The organism is Burkholderia aenigmatica (assembly GCF_048627025.1).
Classification (GTDB): Bacteria; Pseudomonadota; Gammaproteobacteria; order Burkholderiales; family Burkholderiaceae; genus Burkholderia; species Burkholderia aenigmatica.
The window spans coordinates 2589870-2604857 of sequence record NZ_CP184468.1 but is presented as its reverse complement, the minus strand read 5'-3'; the positions used below and the strand labels follow the sequence as shown (position 1 = coordinate 2604857).

The 14988-nt window shown below is 63.7% G+C and carries 15 protein-coding genes; all 15 read left to right on the top strand.

Annotation, left to right across the window (positions count from 1 at the left end; all coding sequences use genetic code 11):
- Positions 1-46 precede the first annotated feature (46 nt).
- Positions 47-2377: an NADH-quinone oxidoreductase subunit NuoG gene (gene nuoG / locus ACN8ZM_RS12170; RefSeq protein WP_089450954.1), complete on the top strand. Its 2331-nt coding sequence runs from the start codon at positions 47-49 to the stop codon at positions 2375-2377.
- A complete protein-coding gene (nuoH, locus tag ACN8ZM_RS12165) occupies positions 2378-3445 on the top strand; it encodes an NADH-quinone oxidoreductase subunit NuoH (protein ID WP_043188836.1) in 1068 nt (355 codons plus the stop codon).
- 12 nt (positions 3446-3457) lie between these two features.
- On the top strand, positions 3458-3946 hold the full coding sequence (gene nuoI, locus ACN8ZM_RS12160) for an NADH-quinone oxidoreductase subunit NuoI (protein ID WP_011352695.1): 489 nt from the start codon (positions 3458-3460) through the stop codon (positions 3944-3946).
- 112 nt (positions 3947-4058) lie between these two features.
- Positions 4059-4709, top strand: coding sequence for an NADH-quinone oxidoreductase subunit J (locus tag ACN8ZM_RS12155; protein ID WP_043188829.1), 651 nt, complete (start codon positions 4059-4061; stop codon positions 4707-4709).
- An 18-nt stretch (positions 4710-4727) separates the two neighbouring features.
- On the top strand, positions 4728-5033 hold the full coding sequence (gene nuoK, locus ACN8ZM_RS12150) for an NADH-quinone oxidoreductase subunit NuoK (RefSeq protein WP_006478272.1): 306 nt from the start codon (positions 4728-4730) through the stop codon (positions 5031-5033).
- A 17-nt stretch (positions 5034-5050) separates the two neighbouring features.
- Positions 5051-7105: an NADH-quinone oxidoreductase subunit L gene (nuoL, locus tag ACN8ZM_RS12145; protein ID WP_043188827.1), complete on the top strand. Its 2055-nt coding sequence runs from the start codon at positions 5051-5053 to the stop codon at positions 7103-7105.
- A 16-nt stretch (positions 7106-7121) separates the two neighbouring features.
- A complete protein-coding gene (locus tag ACN8ZM_RS12140) occupies positions 7122-8612 on the top strand; it encodes an NADH-quinone oxidoreductase subunit M (protein WP_043188824.1) in 1491 nt (496 codons plus the stop codon).
- Positions 8613-8648: 36 nt separating this feature from the next.
- Positions 8649-10103 (top strand): NADH-quinone oxidoreductase subunit NuoN, encoded by a 1455-nt coding sequence (gene nuoN, locus ACN8ZM_RS12135; protein ID WP_179258716.1) that lies wholly within the window; start codon positions 8649-8651, stop codon positions 10101-10103.
- A complete protein-coding gene (locus ACN8ZM_RS12130) occupies positions 10103-10399 on the top strand; it encodes a DUF2818 family protein (protein ID WP_043188818.1) in 297 nt (98 codons plus the stop codon). Before nuoN ends, ACN8ZM_RS12130 begins: the two co-directional genes overlap by 1 nt.
- Before the next feature lie 36 nt (positions 10400-10435).
- A complete protein-coding gene (locus ACN8ZM_RS12125) occupies positions 10436-11026 on the top strand; it encodes an NUDIX domain-containing protein (protein ID WP_089450952.1) in 591 nt (196 codons plus the stop codon).
- 136 nt (positions 11027-11162) lie between these two features.
- Entirely contained in the window at positions 11163-11585 is a 423-nt protein-coding gene (locus ACN8ZM_RS12120) for a DUF1178 family protein (protein WP_043188814.1), read from the top strand.
- A gap of 54 nt (positions 11586-11639) precedes the next feature.
- On the top strand, positions 11640-12836 hold the full coding sequence (locus ACN8ZM_RS12115; RefSeq protein ID WP_043188810.1) for an acyl-CoA dehydrogenase family protein: 1197 nt from the start codon (positions 11640-11642) through the stop codon (positions 12834-12836).
- A gap of 19 nt (positions 12837-12855) precedes the next feature.
- Entirely contained in the window at positions 12856-13989 is a 1134-nt protein-coding gene (locus ACN8ZM_RS12110) for an acyl-CoA dehydrogenase family protein (RefSeq protein ID WP_420210048.1), read from the top strand.
- Positions 13990-14026: 37 nt separating this feature from the next.
- Positions 14027-14488, top strand: a complete 462-nt coding sequence (locus ACN8ZM_RS12105) for a MaoC family dehydratase (RefSeq protein ID WP_043188805.1) — start codon at positions 14027-14029, stop codon at positions 14486-14488.
- On the top strand, positions 14485-14961 hold the full coding sequence (locus tag ACN8ZM_RS12100) for a MaoC family dehydratase (RefSeq protein WP_420210047.1): 477 nt from the start codon (positions 14485-14487) through the stop codon (positions 14959-14961). The genes ACN8ZM_RS12105 and ACN8ZM_RS12100 overlap by 4 nt, the downstream gene beginning before the upstream one ends.
- Positions 14962-14988 lie beyond the last annotated feature (27 nt).

The window sequence follows — 14988 nt, the reverse complement described above, 5'->3', positions numbered from 1 at the left end:
GCGAAGGCGCGAACGGGCGGAAATAGGTTAAGGACCATTCACCATCATGGTTGAACTTGAAATAGACGGCAAGAAGGTCGAGGTGCCCGAAGGCAGCATGGTGATCCAGGCTGCGCACAAGGCGGATAAGTACATTCCTCACTTCTGCTATCACAAGAAACTGTCGGTTGCGGCCAACTGCCGGATGTGTCTCGTCGAAGTCGAGAAGATGCCGAAGGCCGTGCCTGCCTGTGCGACCCCCGTGTCGGCCGGCATGATCGTCCATACGCAATCCGACAAGGCCGTGAAGGCGCAGCAGTCGGTGATGGAATTCCTCCTCATCAACCACCCGCTCGACTGCCCGATCTGCGATCAGGGCGGCGAATGCCAGCTGCAGGATCTGGCGGTCGGTTACGGCAAGTCGTCGTCGCGCTACGCGGAAGAGAAGCGCGTGGTGTTCCACAAGAACGTGGGCCCGCTGATCTCGATGGAAGAAATGTCGCGCTGCATCCACTGCACGCGCTGCGTCCGCTTCGGTCAGGAAATCGCCGGCGTGATGGAGTTCGGCATGCTGGGCCGCGGCGAGCACTCGGAAATCACGACGTTCGTCGGCAAGACGGTCGATTCCGAAATGTCGGGCAACATGATCGACCTGTGCCCGGTCGGCGCGCTGACCAGCAAGCCGTTCCGCTACAGCGCCCGGACGTGGGAACTGTCGCGCCGCAAGTCGGTGAGCCCGCACGATTCCGTCGGTGCGAACCTCGTCGTGCAAGTGAAGAACAACCGCGTGATGCGCGTGCTGCCGTTCGAGAACGAATCCGTCAACGAATGCTGGATCTCGGACAAGGATCGCTTCTCGTATGAAGGCCTCAACAGCGAAGAGCGCCTGACGAAGCCGATGCTGAAGCAGGGTGGCCAGTGGATCGAAACCGACTGGCAGACCGCACTCGAATACGTCGCGAAGGGCCTGAAGGGCATCGCTGCGGATCACGGCGCGAACGCGCTGGCGATGCTCGCGAGCGCGCACAGCACCGCTGAAGAGCTGTTCCTCGTGAAGCAGCTCGCCAACGAACTGAAGACGCCGAACGTCGACTTCCGTCTGCGCCAGCAGGATTTCTCGGCGCCGGTCCAGGGCGCGCCGTGGCTCGGCATGCCGATCGCCGACCTGTCGAACGTGGACGCCGCGTTCGTCGTCGGTTCGTTCCTGCGCCGCGACCACCCGCTGTTCGCCGCCCGCCTGCGTCAGGCCGCGAAGAACGGCGCGAAGCTGCACTTCCTGCACGCAACCGGTGACGACGCGCTGATCCCGACCGCGCAACGCATCGTTGCTGCGCCGTCCGCATGGCTCGACGAGCTGGCCGGTATCGCCGCGGCCGTCGCGCAACTGCGCGGCGTCGCGCTGCCCGACACGCTCGCGGGCGTCACGGCATCGCCGGCTGCACAGGCTGTCGCCCAGTCGCTCGCGAACGGCGAACGCCGCGCAGTGCTGCTCGGCAACGTCGCGGTCCGCCATCCGGAATTCGCCAAGCTGCACGCGGTCGCCAAGTGGATCGCCGACAACACCGGCGCCACGTTCGGCTTCCTGACGGAAGCGGCGAACACGGTCGGTGCGCACGTCGTCGGCGCACTGCCGGGCGAAGGCGGCCTGAACGCACGCGAAGCGTTCGCGCAGCCGCGCAAGGGCTACGTGCTGCTGAACGTCGAACCGGAATTCGACACCGCCGATCCGGCACAGGCGCTTGCCGCACTGAACCAGGCTGAGATGGTCGTCGTGATGTCGCCGTTCAAGCACGGCCTCGACTACGCCGACGTGCTGCTGCCGGTTGCGCCGTTCACGGAAACGGCCGGCACGTACGTGAATGCGGAAGGCACCGTGCAGAGCTTCAACGGCGTCGTGCGCCCGCTCGGCGACACGCGTCCGGGCTGGAAGGTGCTGCGCGTGCTCGGCAGCCTGCTCGGTCTGCCGAACTTCGAATACGAGACCTCGGAAGAAGTGCGTCTCGCAGCGCTCGGCGACGCCGGCGTCGCGGGTCGCCTGTCGAACCAGACGTCGGTCGCGCCGGTGCGCGTCGCGGCGAATGCCGCGAACGGCGGGTTCGAGCGCCTGGCCGATGTGCCGATCTATCACGCCGACGCACTCGTGCGCCGCGCAGGTGCACTGCACCTGACGGCCGCTGCGAAGGCGGCGAATGCCGCAGCCCTGCCGGCCGCGCTGTTCGACAAGCTGGGCTTGAAGGAAGGCGACGCGGTGCGCGTGCGCCAGGGCGAGCGTGCGGTGCAGTTGCCGGCCGTGCGCGACGCGAATCTTGCGGAGACCGTCGTTCGCGTGTCGGCGGCGACGCCTGCCGGCGCAGCGCTCGGTAGCCTGTCCGGTGAACTGGTGGTGGAGAAGGCGTAAATGAGCTTGTTCGATACGATCAACGCGGGCGGGTCCCAGCTTCTCGGCTTCGCGTGGCCGACGGTGTGGGCAGTCGTGCGCATCCTCGTCGTCTCCGTCGTCATCCTGCTGTGCGTCGCGTACCTGATTCTGTGGGAACGCAAGCTGATCGGCTGGATGCACGTGCGTCTCGGCCCGAACCGCGTCGGCCCCGGCGGCCTGCTGCAGCCGATCGCCGACGTGCTGAAGCTGCTGCTGAAGGAAGTCATTCAGCCGAGCGCCGCCAGCCGCTGGCTGTACCTGATCGCGCCGGTGATGACCGTCGTGCCGGCGTTCGCCGTGTGGGCGGTGATCCCGTTCCAGGCCAAGGCCGTGCTCGCGGACATCAACGCGGGCCTGCTGTACGCGATGGCGATCTCGTCGATCGGCGTGTACGCGGTGATTCTCGCCGGCTGGGCGTCGAACTCGAAGTACGCATTTCTCGGTGCGATGCGCGCCGCGGCGCAGATGGTCTCGTACGAAATCTCGATGGGCTTCGCGCTGGTGCTCGTGCTGATGACGGCCGGCAGCCTGAACATGTCGGAAATCGTCGGCTCGCAGCAACACGGCTTCTTCGCTGGCCACGGCGTGAACTTCCTGTCGTGGAACTGGCTGCCGCTGCTGCCGGCGTTCGTCGTGTACTTCATCTCGGGCATCGCCGAAACGAACCGCCACCCGTTCGACGTGGTGGAAGGGGAGTCGGAAATCGTCGCGGGTCACATGATCGATTACTCGGGTATGGCGTTCGCGCTGTTCTTCCTCGCCGAGTACATCAACATGATCGTGATCTCGGCGCTGACTGCGACGCTGTTCCTCGGCGGCTGGGATGCACCGTTCGAATTCCTGTCGTTCATTCCGGGCATCTTCTGGCTGGTGCTGAAGATATTCGCGCTGCTGTCGGTGTTCATCTGGGTTCGCGCGACGTTCCCGCGTTTCCGTTACGACCAGATCATGCGCTTGGGCTGGAAGGTGTTCCTGCCCGTCACGGTGGTCTGGGTGGTCGTGGTCGGCTTCTGGATGATGTCGCCGCTCAACATCTGGGTGAAGTAATCGGACGAAATCATGAGCGCAATCCAACACTTCTTTAAGACCTTCTTCCTGACCGAGCTGCTGCAGGGGCTCGCGCTGACCGGCCGTTACACGTTCAAGCGCAAGGTCACCGTGCAGTTCCCGGAAGAAAAGACGCCGATTTCGCCGCGTTTCCGCGGGCTGCATGCACTGCGCCGCTACGAAAACGGCGAAGAGCGCTGCATCGCGTGCAAGCTGTGCGAGGCCGTGTGCCCCGCGATGGCGATCACGATCGAATCGGAAACGCGCGCGGACAACACGCGCCGCACGACGCGCTACGACATCGACCTGACGAAGTGCATCTTCTGCGGTTTCTGCGAAGAGAGCTGCCCGGTCGATTCGATCGTCGAGACGCAGATTCTCGAGTACCACGGCGAAAAGCGCGGCGACCTGTATTTCACGAAGGAAATGCTGCTCGCAGTGGGCGATCGCTACGAGAAGGACATCGCAGCGGCGAAGGCTGCCGACGCGCCGTATCGTTGATTGTGTTTGCAGTGCCGGCCCGAAGCACGGGCCGAGCCGCCGCGACGGGTGCGGCTCGCAAGAGCGTCCCGCAAGCCGCGCCTGACTATGGCCTAACGATGAACCGGTAATCATGGAATTCACGACCGTACTGTTCTACATCTTCGCGCTGCTCCTGGTGGTATCAGGGCTGAAGGTGATCACTTCGCGCAACCCGGTGGCGTCTGCGCTTTTCCTTGTGCTGGCGTTCTTCAACGCCGCCGCGATCTGGATGCTGCTGGAAGCGGAGTTCCTCGCGATCCTGCTGGTGCTGGTCTACGTGGGCGCCGTGATGGTGCTGTTCCTGTTCGTCGTGATGATGCTGGACATCAACATCGACTACCTGCGTCGCGACTTCAAACGCTTCGTCCCGATGGCGACCGTGGTCGGCGCGATCATCGTGATCGAAACCGCGCTGATCCTGTGGCGCGGCTACGGCGACACGCAGACGGTGCACGCGATGGCGACGGGCGAGATGGCCAAGTGGTCGAACACGCGACTGATCGGCAAGGTGATCTACACCGACTACATCTTCGCGTTTGAAATCGCCGGCCTCGTGCTGCTGGTCGCGATCATTGCCGCAATCGGGCTGACCGAGCGCAAGGGCAAGGACAGCAAGCGCCAGCGCGTGTCGGATCAGGTCAAGGTGCGCCGCAACGACCGCGTGCGCCTCGTGAAGATGGAAGCGGAAAAGCCGCAGCCGGAAACGGCGCAGAGCGAAGCCGGTTCGAGCACCAACGGCTAAGCGGAGGAAAAGAAAACCATGCTGACTCTGGCTCACTACCTCGTACTCGGCGCGATCCTTTTTGCGATCGCGATCGTCGGGATCTTCCTGAACCGCCGCAACGTCATCATCATCCTGATGTCGATCGAACTGATGCTGCTGGCGGTGAACACCAACTTCGTCGCGTTTTCGCATTACCTCGGCGATGTGCACGGCCAGATTTTCGTGTTCTTCGTGCTGACGGTCGCCGCAGCGGAAGCCGCGATCGGCCTCGCGATTCTGGTGACCCTGTTCCGTAAGCTCGACACGATCAATGTCGAGGATCTCGATCAGCTCAAAGGTTAATTTCAGGCAACGCTGTTATGTCAACGACACTCAATGAAAACCTGCTGCTGGCGATTCCGCTCGCTCCGCTGGCCGGCTCGCTGATTGCGGGGCTGTTCGGGAACGCAGTCGGGCGCAAGGGCGCACACCGGATCACGATCCTCGGCGTAATGATCGCGTTCCTCCTGTCGGCGAAAGTCTTCTTCGACGTGATGGGCGGCGCAAGCTTCAACGCGACCGTCTACGAATGGATGAACGTCGGTTCGCTGAAGCTCGAAGTCGGCTTCCTCGTCGATTCGCTGACCGCGATGATGATGGTCGTCGTGACCTTCGTCTCGCTGATGGTGCACGTGTACACGATCGGCTACATGGCGGAAGAAGACGGCTACCAGCGCTTCTTCTCGTACATCTCGCTGTTCACGTTCTCGATGCTGATGCTCGTGATGAGCAACAACTTCCTGCAGCTGTTCTTCGGCTGGGAAGCGGTGGGTCTGGTGTCGTACCTGCTGATCGGCTTCTACTTCACGCGTGAGAGCGCGATCTACGCGAACATGAAGGCGTTCCTCGTGAACCGCGTGGGCGACTTCGGCTTCCTGCTCGGCATCGGCCTGCTGCTCGCATTCGCGGGTTCGATGAACTACGGCGAAGTGTTTGCGAAACGCGCGGAACTCGCGAGCCTGCACTTCCCGGGCACCGACTGGGGCCTGCTGACCGTGGCCTGTATCTGCCTGTTCATCGGCGCGATGGGTAAGTCGGCACAGTTCCCGCTGCACGTGTGGCTGCCGGACTCGATGGAAGGCCCGACCCCGATCTCCGCGCTCATTCACGCGGCGACGATGGTGACCGCCGGCATCTTCATGGTGTCGCGCATGTCGCCGCTGTTCGAACTGTCGGATACCGCGCTGTCGTTCATCACGGTGATCGGCGCGATCACGGCGCTCTTCATGGGCTTCCTCGGCATCGTCCAGAACGACATCAAGCGTGTGGTCGCGTACTCGACGCTGTCGCAGCTCGGCTACATGACCGTCGCGCTCGGCGTGTCCGCTTACCCGGTCGCCGTGTTCCACCTGATGACGCACGCGTTCTTCAAGGCGCTGCTGTTCCTCGGCGCCGGCTCGGTCATCATGGGCATGCACCACGACCAGGACATGCGCAACATGGGCGGCCTGCGCAAGTACATGCCGATCACGTGGATCACGTCGCTCGTCGGTTCGCTCGCGCTGATCGGCACGCCGTTCTTCTCGGGCTTCTACTCGAAGGACTCGATCATCGACGCAGTGAAGCTGTCGCACCTGCCGGGTTCGGGCTTCGCCTACTTCGCGGTGGTCGCGAGCGTGTTCGTCACGGCGCTGTACTCGTTCCGCATGTACTTCCTGGTGTTCCACGGCGAAGAGCGCTTCCGCAAGCCGAAGCATCCGGAATCGCCGATGGGCATGGCGGCTGCACACGGCCACGACGATCACGGCCATGGCCATGGTCATGACGACCACGCGCACGAGCCGCACGAGACCCCGTGGGTCGTGTGGGTGCCGCTGGTCCTGCTGGCGATCCCGTCGGTCATCATCGGTGCGTTCGCGATCAGCCCGATGCTGTTCGGTGACTTCTTCCAGCACGGCGTTGCATTCGACAAGGTGATCTTCATCGGCGAAAACCATCCGGCACTGGCCGAGATGGCCGAAGAGTTCCACGGCTGGGTGGGCATGGGCCTGCACTCGGTGTCGGGCCTGCCGGTCTGGCTCGCACTCGCCGGTGTCGTTGTCGCGTGGTTCCTGTACCTGAAGCGTCCGGAACTGCCGGCGTCGATCCGCCGCGCGTTCGGCCCGATCTACACGCTGCTGGACAACAAGTACTACATGGACAAGATCAACGAAGTGGTGTTCGCCCGCGGTTCGGTGGCGATCGGCCGCGGCCTGTGGAAGGAGGGTGACGTCGTGGTGATCGACGGCCTCGTCAACGGCAGCGCCCGGTTCATTGGCTGGTTCGCCAGCGTGATCCGCTTCCTCCAATCCGGTTACATCTATCACTACGCGTTCGCCATGATCATCGGCATGCTGGGGCTCCTGACCCTGTTTGTAACGCTCGGCGGCAAATAAGGCGGGGGACAACTTAATGCACGCTTTTCCGATTCTCAGTACCGCGATCTGGCTGCCGATCGTTTTCGGCCTCCTCGTGCTCGCGGTGGGTAACGATAAAAATCCGGGGACGGCCCGCTGGATTGCGCTGATCGGTTCGCTGCTCGGCCTGGCGGTCACGATCCCGTTGATCACGGGCTTCGATTCGAGCACGGCTGCGCTGCAGTTCGTCGAGAACTCGACCTGGATCGAACGCTTCGACATCGCGTATCACCTCGGCGTCGACGGCATCTCGATGTGGTTCGTCGTGCTGACCGCGCTGATCACGGTGATCGTCGTGATCGCCGCATGGGAAGTGATCACCGAGAACGTCGCGCAGTACCTCGCGGCGTTCCTGATCCTGTCCGGGATCATGATCGGCGTCTTCTCGGCGGCCGACGGCCTGCTGTTCTACGTGTTCTTCGAAGCGACCCTGATCCCGATGTACATCATCATCGGCGTGTGGGGCGGCCCGAACCGCGTGTATGCAGCATTCAAGTTCTTCCTGTACACGCTGGCCGGCTCGCTGCTGATGCTGGTCGCACTGATCTACCTGTACACGGAAACGCATTCGTTCGACCTCGCGACGTGGCAGAACGCGAAGATCGCGATGACGCCGCAGATACTGTTGTTCATTGCCTTCTTCCTCGCGTTTGCGGTGAAGGTGCCGATGTGGCCGGTCCACACCTGGCTGCCGGATGCGCACGTGGAAGCGCCGACGGGCGGCTCGGTCGTGCTGGCTGCGATCATGCTGAAGCTCGGCGCATACGGTTTCCTGCGCTTCTCGCTGCCGATCACGCCTGACGCGAGCCATTTCCTGGCACCCGTCGTGATCACGCTGTCGCTGATCGCGGTGATCTACATCGGCCTCGTCGCGATGGTGCAGTCCGACATGAAGAAGCTGGTCGCGTATTCGTCGATCGCGCACATGGGCTTCGTCACGCTCGGCTTCTTCATCTTCAACCAGCTCGGCGTCGAAGGCGCGATCATCCAGATGATCTCGCACGGCTTCGTGTCGGGTGCGATGTTCCTCTGCATCGGCGTGCTGTACGACCGCGTGCACTCGCGCCAGATCGCCGATTACGGTGGTGTCGTCAACGTGATGCCGAAGTTCGCGGCCTTCGCGATGCTGTTCTCGATGGCCAACTGCGGCCTGCCGGGCACGTCGGGTTTCGTCGGCGAGTTCATGGTGATTCTCGCTGCCGTCCAGTACAACTTCTGGATCGCATTCGGTGCGGCATTCACGCTGATCCTCGGTGCTGCTTACACGCTGTGGATGTACAAGCGCGTGTACTTCGGCGCGGTTGCGAACGATCACGTTGCCAAGCTGAAGGACATCGGCCGTCGCGAATTCGTGATGCTGGCCGTGCTCGCCGCGTTCACGATGCTGATGGGCCTGTATCCGAAGCCTTTCACCGACGTGATGCACGTTTCCGTGGAAAACCTCCTCTCCCATGTCGCGCAGTCGAAGCTGCCGCTGGCCCAGTAATCGCGAGCGGAGGAACTCAAGATCATGAACGCTCCTATGAATGTCCTGTTGCCTGACGCGCTGGTGATGGCCGCCATCGTCGTCGCATGGCTGAACGACACCTTTACCGGTGCTTCCGGCCGCCGTCTGACTTATCTGATCGCGGTCGTATCGTCGGTCGTTGCCGGCGTGTGGTTCGCGGTGCAGGCGCTCGACCCGCAGCAGTACTACTTCTTCTCGAAGATGATCGTCGTCGACTCGTTCGCGAGCATGATGAAGGCGGTCGTGTCGTTCGGTTTCGCGGTCTCGCTCGTCTATTCGCGCAAGTACCTCGAAGATCGCGACATGTTCCGCGGCGACGTGTTCCTGCTCGGCATGTTCTCGCTGCTCGGTCAGCTGGTCATGGTGTCGGGCAACAACTTCCTGACGCTGTACCTCGGTCTCGAACTGATGTCGCTGTCGCTGTACGCCGTCATCGCGCTGCGCCGTGACGCTGCACAGTCGAGCGAAGCCGCGATGAAGTACTACGTGCTGGGCGCGCTCGCGTCGGGCTTCGTGCTGTACGGCATCTCGATGCTCTACGGTGCGACCGGCTCGCTCGAGCTGGGCGAGGTGTACAAGGCGGTCGGCGGCAACACCGACGCAGCCGTGCTGATGTTCGGCGTGGTCTTCATCGTCGCCGGTATCGCGTTCAAGCTCGGCGCCGTGCCGTTCCACATGTGGGTGCCGGACGTCTATCAAGGCGCACCGACCGCGATGACGCTGTTCGTCGGCGGCGGCCCGAAGGTTGCCGCGTTCGCGTGGGGTCTGCGTTTCCTGGTGATGGGCCTGCTGCCGCTCGCACAGAACTGGCAAACCGCGCTCGTGATCCTCGCTGCGCTGTCGCTGATCGTCGGTAACATCACCGGTATCGTCCAGCGCAACATCAAGCGGATGCTCGCGTACTCGGCGATCTCGAACATGGGCTTCGTGCTGCTCGGCCTGCTCGCGGGTATCGTGAAGGGCGACGCGGCGGCACCGGCGAATGCATACAGCTCGGCGATGTTCTACGCGATCGTCTACCTGATCACGACGCTCGGCTCGTTCGGCGTGGTGATGCTGCTCGCGCGCCGCGATTTCGAAGCCGAAACGATCGACGACTTCAAGGGCCTCAACAAGCGCAGCCCGGTGTTCGCGTTCGTGATGATGGTCATGATGTTCTCGCTGGCAGGTATCCCGCCGACCGTCGGCTTCTACGCGAAGCTCGCCGTGCTCGAGGCGACCGTCAACGCGGGCCTCACGTGGCTGGCCGTGCTGGCCGTGATCACGTCGCTGTTCGGCGCGTTCTACTACCTGCGCATCGTGAAGCTGATGTACTTCGATGCACCGCAGGATGTGACGCCGATCTCGGGCGATTTCTGCAAGCGCACGATCCTCGTGCTGAACGGCCTCGCGGTCGTCGTGCTCGGCCTGATCCCGAGCCCGCTGCTGACGGCTTGCCTGCAGGCAATTCGTCACACGTTGCCGCTGTAATGTCGGCAGCCGGCTGGTTTATCGTGCTGTTGGCGCTTGTCTGCGCCAACCTGCCGTTCCTGAACCAACGCCTCTTCGCCGTCGTGCCGTTCGGTGCGACGAAGAAGAGCGGGTGGGTACGGATCGGCGAGCTGATCGTGCTGTACTTCATCGTTGGCGCGCTCGGCTTCTGGCTCGAGTCGCGCGCCGGCAACCGCTTCGAACAGGGCTGGCAGTTCTACGCGATCACGTTCAGTTTGTTCGTCGTGTTCGCGTTTCCCGGCTTCACGTTCCAGTATCTCGTCAAACGACGCTGACGGCTTCGGCCGTCGCGCTCAATTTTGGAGCCGCCGATGGCCGAACTACCCAATCACGACGCCGCACTGACCGAAACCTGCCTCGAAAGCGAGGCGATCTTCGAAGGTGCGTTCCTCAAGCTCAAGCGCGATACCGTCCGTCTGCCGGACGGCAAGCAGGCCACGCGCGAATACGTCCAGCATCCGGGCGCGGTGATGGTGATCCCGCTGTTCGACGACGGCCGCGTGCTGATGGAAAGCCAGTATCGCTACCCGATCGGCAAGGTGATGGCCGAGTTCCCGGCCGGCAAGCTGGATCCGAACGAAGGCGCGCTCGCGTGCGCGGTGCGCGAACTGCGCGAGGAAACGGGTTACACCGCACGCGAGTACGTATTCCTGGCCCGGATTCACCCGATCATTTCCTATTCGACCGAATTCATCGACCTGTACCTGGCGCGCGGGCTGACGGCCGGCGAGCGCAAGCTCGATGAAGGCGAATTCCTCGAAACCTTCACCGCGACGCAAGCCGATCTGCAGGAATGGGTGCGCACGGGCCAGATCTCCGACGTGAAGACGATCATCGGTACGATGTGGCTCGACAAGGTGCTGTCCGGCACGTGGCCGCTCGGGCCGGTCCTGACGCCCTGAGTGCGGCGTCAGCGGCGGGTGGGGCGCCGCGTTACAATCCGATGACGCGACGCCTCCGCGTCGCGCGTCCAATTTTTAGCACGACCGTTCACAAAACCGCTTTTTGCGCTACACTCGTCACACGCCCTGATTCAGCATGAAGGTCCTCGATTTACAGTGCCCGCACGGTCATCGGTTCGAAGGCTGGTTCGCTTCCGCCGATGAATTCGAAGCGCAGTTGTCCCGCAAGCTGGTCGAATGCCCGGTGTGCGGAACGACCGAGGTCAACCGTCTGCCGTCGGCGCCGCGCCTGAACCTGTCGGGCGCGACGCAGGCGCAGCCGGCCGATCCGCGTGCACTGCAGGCGCAGGTGATGCGTGCGCTGCGCGAGGTGCTGGAGAAAACCGAGAATGTGGGCGAGCGCTTCGCTGAGGAAGCGCGGCGCATCCATTACAACGAGGCGCCGGCACGCAGCATTCGTGGCGTCACGACGCCCGAAGATGCGCAATCCTTGGCCGAAGAAGGCATCGACGTGATGCCGCTGCCGATTCCTGCCGCGTTGAAAGAACCGCTGCAATAACGTATGCAGTGAGTCTTCGTCGGGCCGGATGGCTGCGGACAGGAGACACTGCGCATGGATCTGGATTATTCCCCCTCGGACGACGCGTTCCGCGTCGACGTTCGCGCCTGGCTTGAGGCCAACTTGCCTCACGCACTGCGCGCCAAAGTACTCGATCACAAACGACTCGACCGCGAGGATTTCGCGAGCTGGCACCGGATTCTCGGCCAGCGCGGCTGGTCCGCGCCCGCCTGGCCGGTCGAATATGGCGGCCCGGGCTGGAACGCGACGCAGCGGCACATCTGGGATGAGGAGTGCGCACGGATCGGCGCGCCGACCGTGCTGCCGTTCGGCGTATCGATGGTCGCGCCGGTGTTGATGAAATACGGCAGCGAAGCGCAGAAACGTCATTATCTGCCGCGCATTCTCGATGGCTCGGACTGGTGGTGCCAGGGCTACTCGGAGCCGGGTTCGGGATCCGATCTCGCATCGTTGCGCACGCGCGCCGAGCGTCATGGCGACCACTACATCGTCAATGGCCAGAAGACCTGGACGACGCTCGGCCAGTACGCCGACATGATGTTCTGCCTCGTGCGCACCGATCCGGCCGCGAAGAAACAGGAGGGGATCTCGTTCCTGTTGATCGACATGAAGACACCCGGCATCACGGTGCGCCCGATCGTCATGCTCGACGAGGACCACGAGGTCAACGAGGTGTTCTTCGAGGACGTGAAGGTGCCGGTCGAGAATCTCGTCGGCGACGAGAATCGCGGCTGGACCTACGCGAAATACCTGCTTGGCCATGAGCGCACCGGCATCGCGCGCGTCGGCGCGTCGAAGCGCGAGCTCGCGTTCCTGAAGCGCGTGGCGTCGAACCAGCGCAAGAACGGCAAGCCGTTGCTCGCCGATCCCGTGTTCGCCGCGAAGGTCGCGGCGCTCGAGGTCGAGCTGATGGCGCTTGAAGTGACGGTGCTGCGCGTCGTCAGCCGAGAGACGAGCGGCAAGGGGCCGGGCCCCGAGGCGTCGATGCTGAAGATCAAGGGCACGGAAGTGCAGCAGGCGCTCACCGAGCTGATGGTCGATGCGATCGGCCCGCTCGCCGCACCGTTCGACGTACCGTTCCTCGACGGCCAGCGCGAGCACAGCATTGCGGGCGACGACGATGCGGCACCGCTTGCCGCGTACTACTTCAATTACCGGAAGACGTCGATCTACGGCGGTTCGAACGAGATCCAGAAGAACATCATCGCGCAGATGATTCTGGGGCTGTGATCAGGGAACGGAGACAACCATGGATTTCAGCTTTACCGATGAGCAGCAGCAGTTTGCCGACGCGCTGCGCCGTTATCTCGGCGAGCAGTACGGTTTCGAAGCACGCCAGGCGATCGTGCGCGGTGACGCGGGCGTGTCGGACACGCAATGGAGCGCGTTCGCCGAGCTGGGGCTGACCGCGCTGCCCGTGCCGGACGCACAGGGCGGTTTCGGCGGTGGCCCGGTCGACATGCTGGTCGTGATGCAGGAGCTCGGCCGCGCGCTCGTGATCGAGCCGTACTGGGCAACGGCGGTGGGCGTCGAGGCCTTGCGCATCGCCGGCTCCGGCGCCGGTGAGGACGCCGCGCTGCTGGAGGCAGTCGCGCAGGGGCAGAAGCGCGTGGCAGTCGCGTTCCACGAACCGCATGCGCGCTACGACCTGTTCGAACTCGATACCCATGCGCACGAGCAGGGCGGCACGGTCCGGCTGACCGGCACGAAGTCGGTCGTTCAGCATGGTGCACAGGCGGATGCGTGGATCGTGCCCGCGCGCGTCGACGGCGGCGGCATTGGCCTCTTCGTCGTCGAACGGGATGCCGCGAATGCGAAGGTGGTCGACTACCGGACGATCGACGGACAGCGTGCCGCGACGATCGAGCTCAACGAAACGCCGGCGCGACTGCTGACGGGCGGTGCGCGCGACGCCGCTGCCCTCGAGCAGGTTGCCGATTACGCGACGTTCCTGCTGTGTGCGGAAGCGGTCGGTACGCTCGACGAACTGAATCGCGCGACGGTCGAATACACGAAGACGCGCGAGCAGTTCGGCGTGCCGATCGCGCGTTTCCAGGCGCTGCAGCACCGGATGGTCGACATGCTGATCCATGCCGAGCAGGCGCGTTCGCTGACTTACCTGGCAGCCGTGCGCTACGCGAGCGGCGATGCCGATGCGCGGCGCAAGGCCGTGTCGGCCGCGAAAGCGCGTGTCGGCGCCGCCGCGCGCTTCGTCGGCCAGCAGGCCGTTCAACTGCACGGCGGCATGGGCGTGACCAACGAGGTCGCCGCAGCGCACCTGTTCAAGCGGCTGACGATCATCGAGACGACGCTCGGCGACACCGATCATCATCTTGCCCGCATCGCGGCGCTGCCCGATTTCGCGCAGGCCGACGCAGCGTGACGGCGACGCGCGAGCGCGCCAGACAAGGAGACACCCAGTGGGTATCAGTTACGAAGACCTGGTGGTGGGCAGCACCACCGAAGTGGGCCGTTACACGTTCGAACCGGACGACATCAAGACGTTCGCGCAACGCTACGACCCGCAGCCGTTCCACCTCGACGAAGAAGCCGGGAAAGCATCGCATTTCGGCGGGCTCGTCGCGAGCGGCTGGCATACGTGTTCGGTGTTCATGAGCCTGCTCATCAAGAAGCTCGGGTCGGACTCGACGAGCATGGGCTCGCCGGGCATCGACTCGATCCGCTGGCTCAAGCCGGTGCGCGCCGGCGACACGATCACGATGTATCAGAAGGTCCACGACAAGCGCGTGTCGGAGAGCAAGCCCGACCGCGGCATCGTGTCGACGGAGTGGGTCGGCGTGAACGGTGCCGGTGAGACGGTGATCACCGTGCATACCAAGGTGATCTTCGGGCTGCGCCATCCGGGAGGCAAGCAAGCATGACCGACGTGACCTTGCCGCTGATCGCATCGGCACAGGCGCTGCAGGCGCGTGTCGGCGCAGAGCCGCTCGCGAGCGGCTGGATCGCGATCGACCAGCGTCGTGTCGATGGCTTTGCCGATGCGACCGGCGATCATCAATGGATTCACGTCGATCCCGAACGCGCGCGGCGCGAGTCGCCGTTCGGCGGCCCGATCGCGCACGGGTTCCTGACGCTGTCGCTGATTCCGGCGTTGATGGCCGACGCGATGCGTTTCGAGCAGAAGATGGGCGTGAACTACGGACTGAACCGCGTGCGGTTCCTGAAGCCGGTGCCGGTCGGCGCACGTGTGCGCGCGCTGTTTGCGGTAAAGGAAACCGCCGAGGCCGCGAAAGGCGGTCTGCAGGTGACGTGGTCGGTGACGATGCAGGTCGAGCGTCCCGACGCGCCACTGCCGGTTTGCGCGGCGGAATTCATCACGCTGCATTACTTCTGAAGCGAGGAGCGGCATGCACGGATGCCG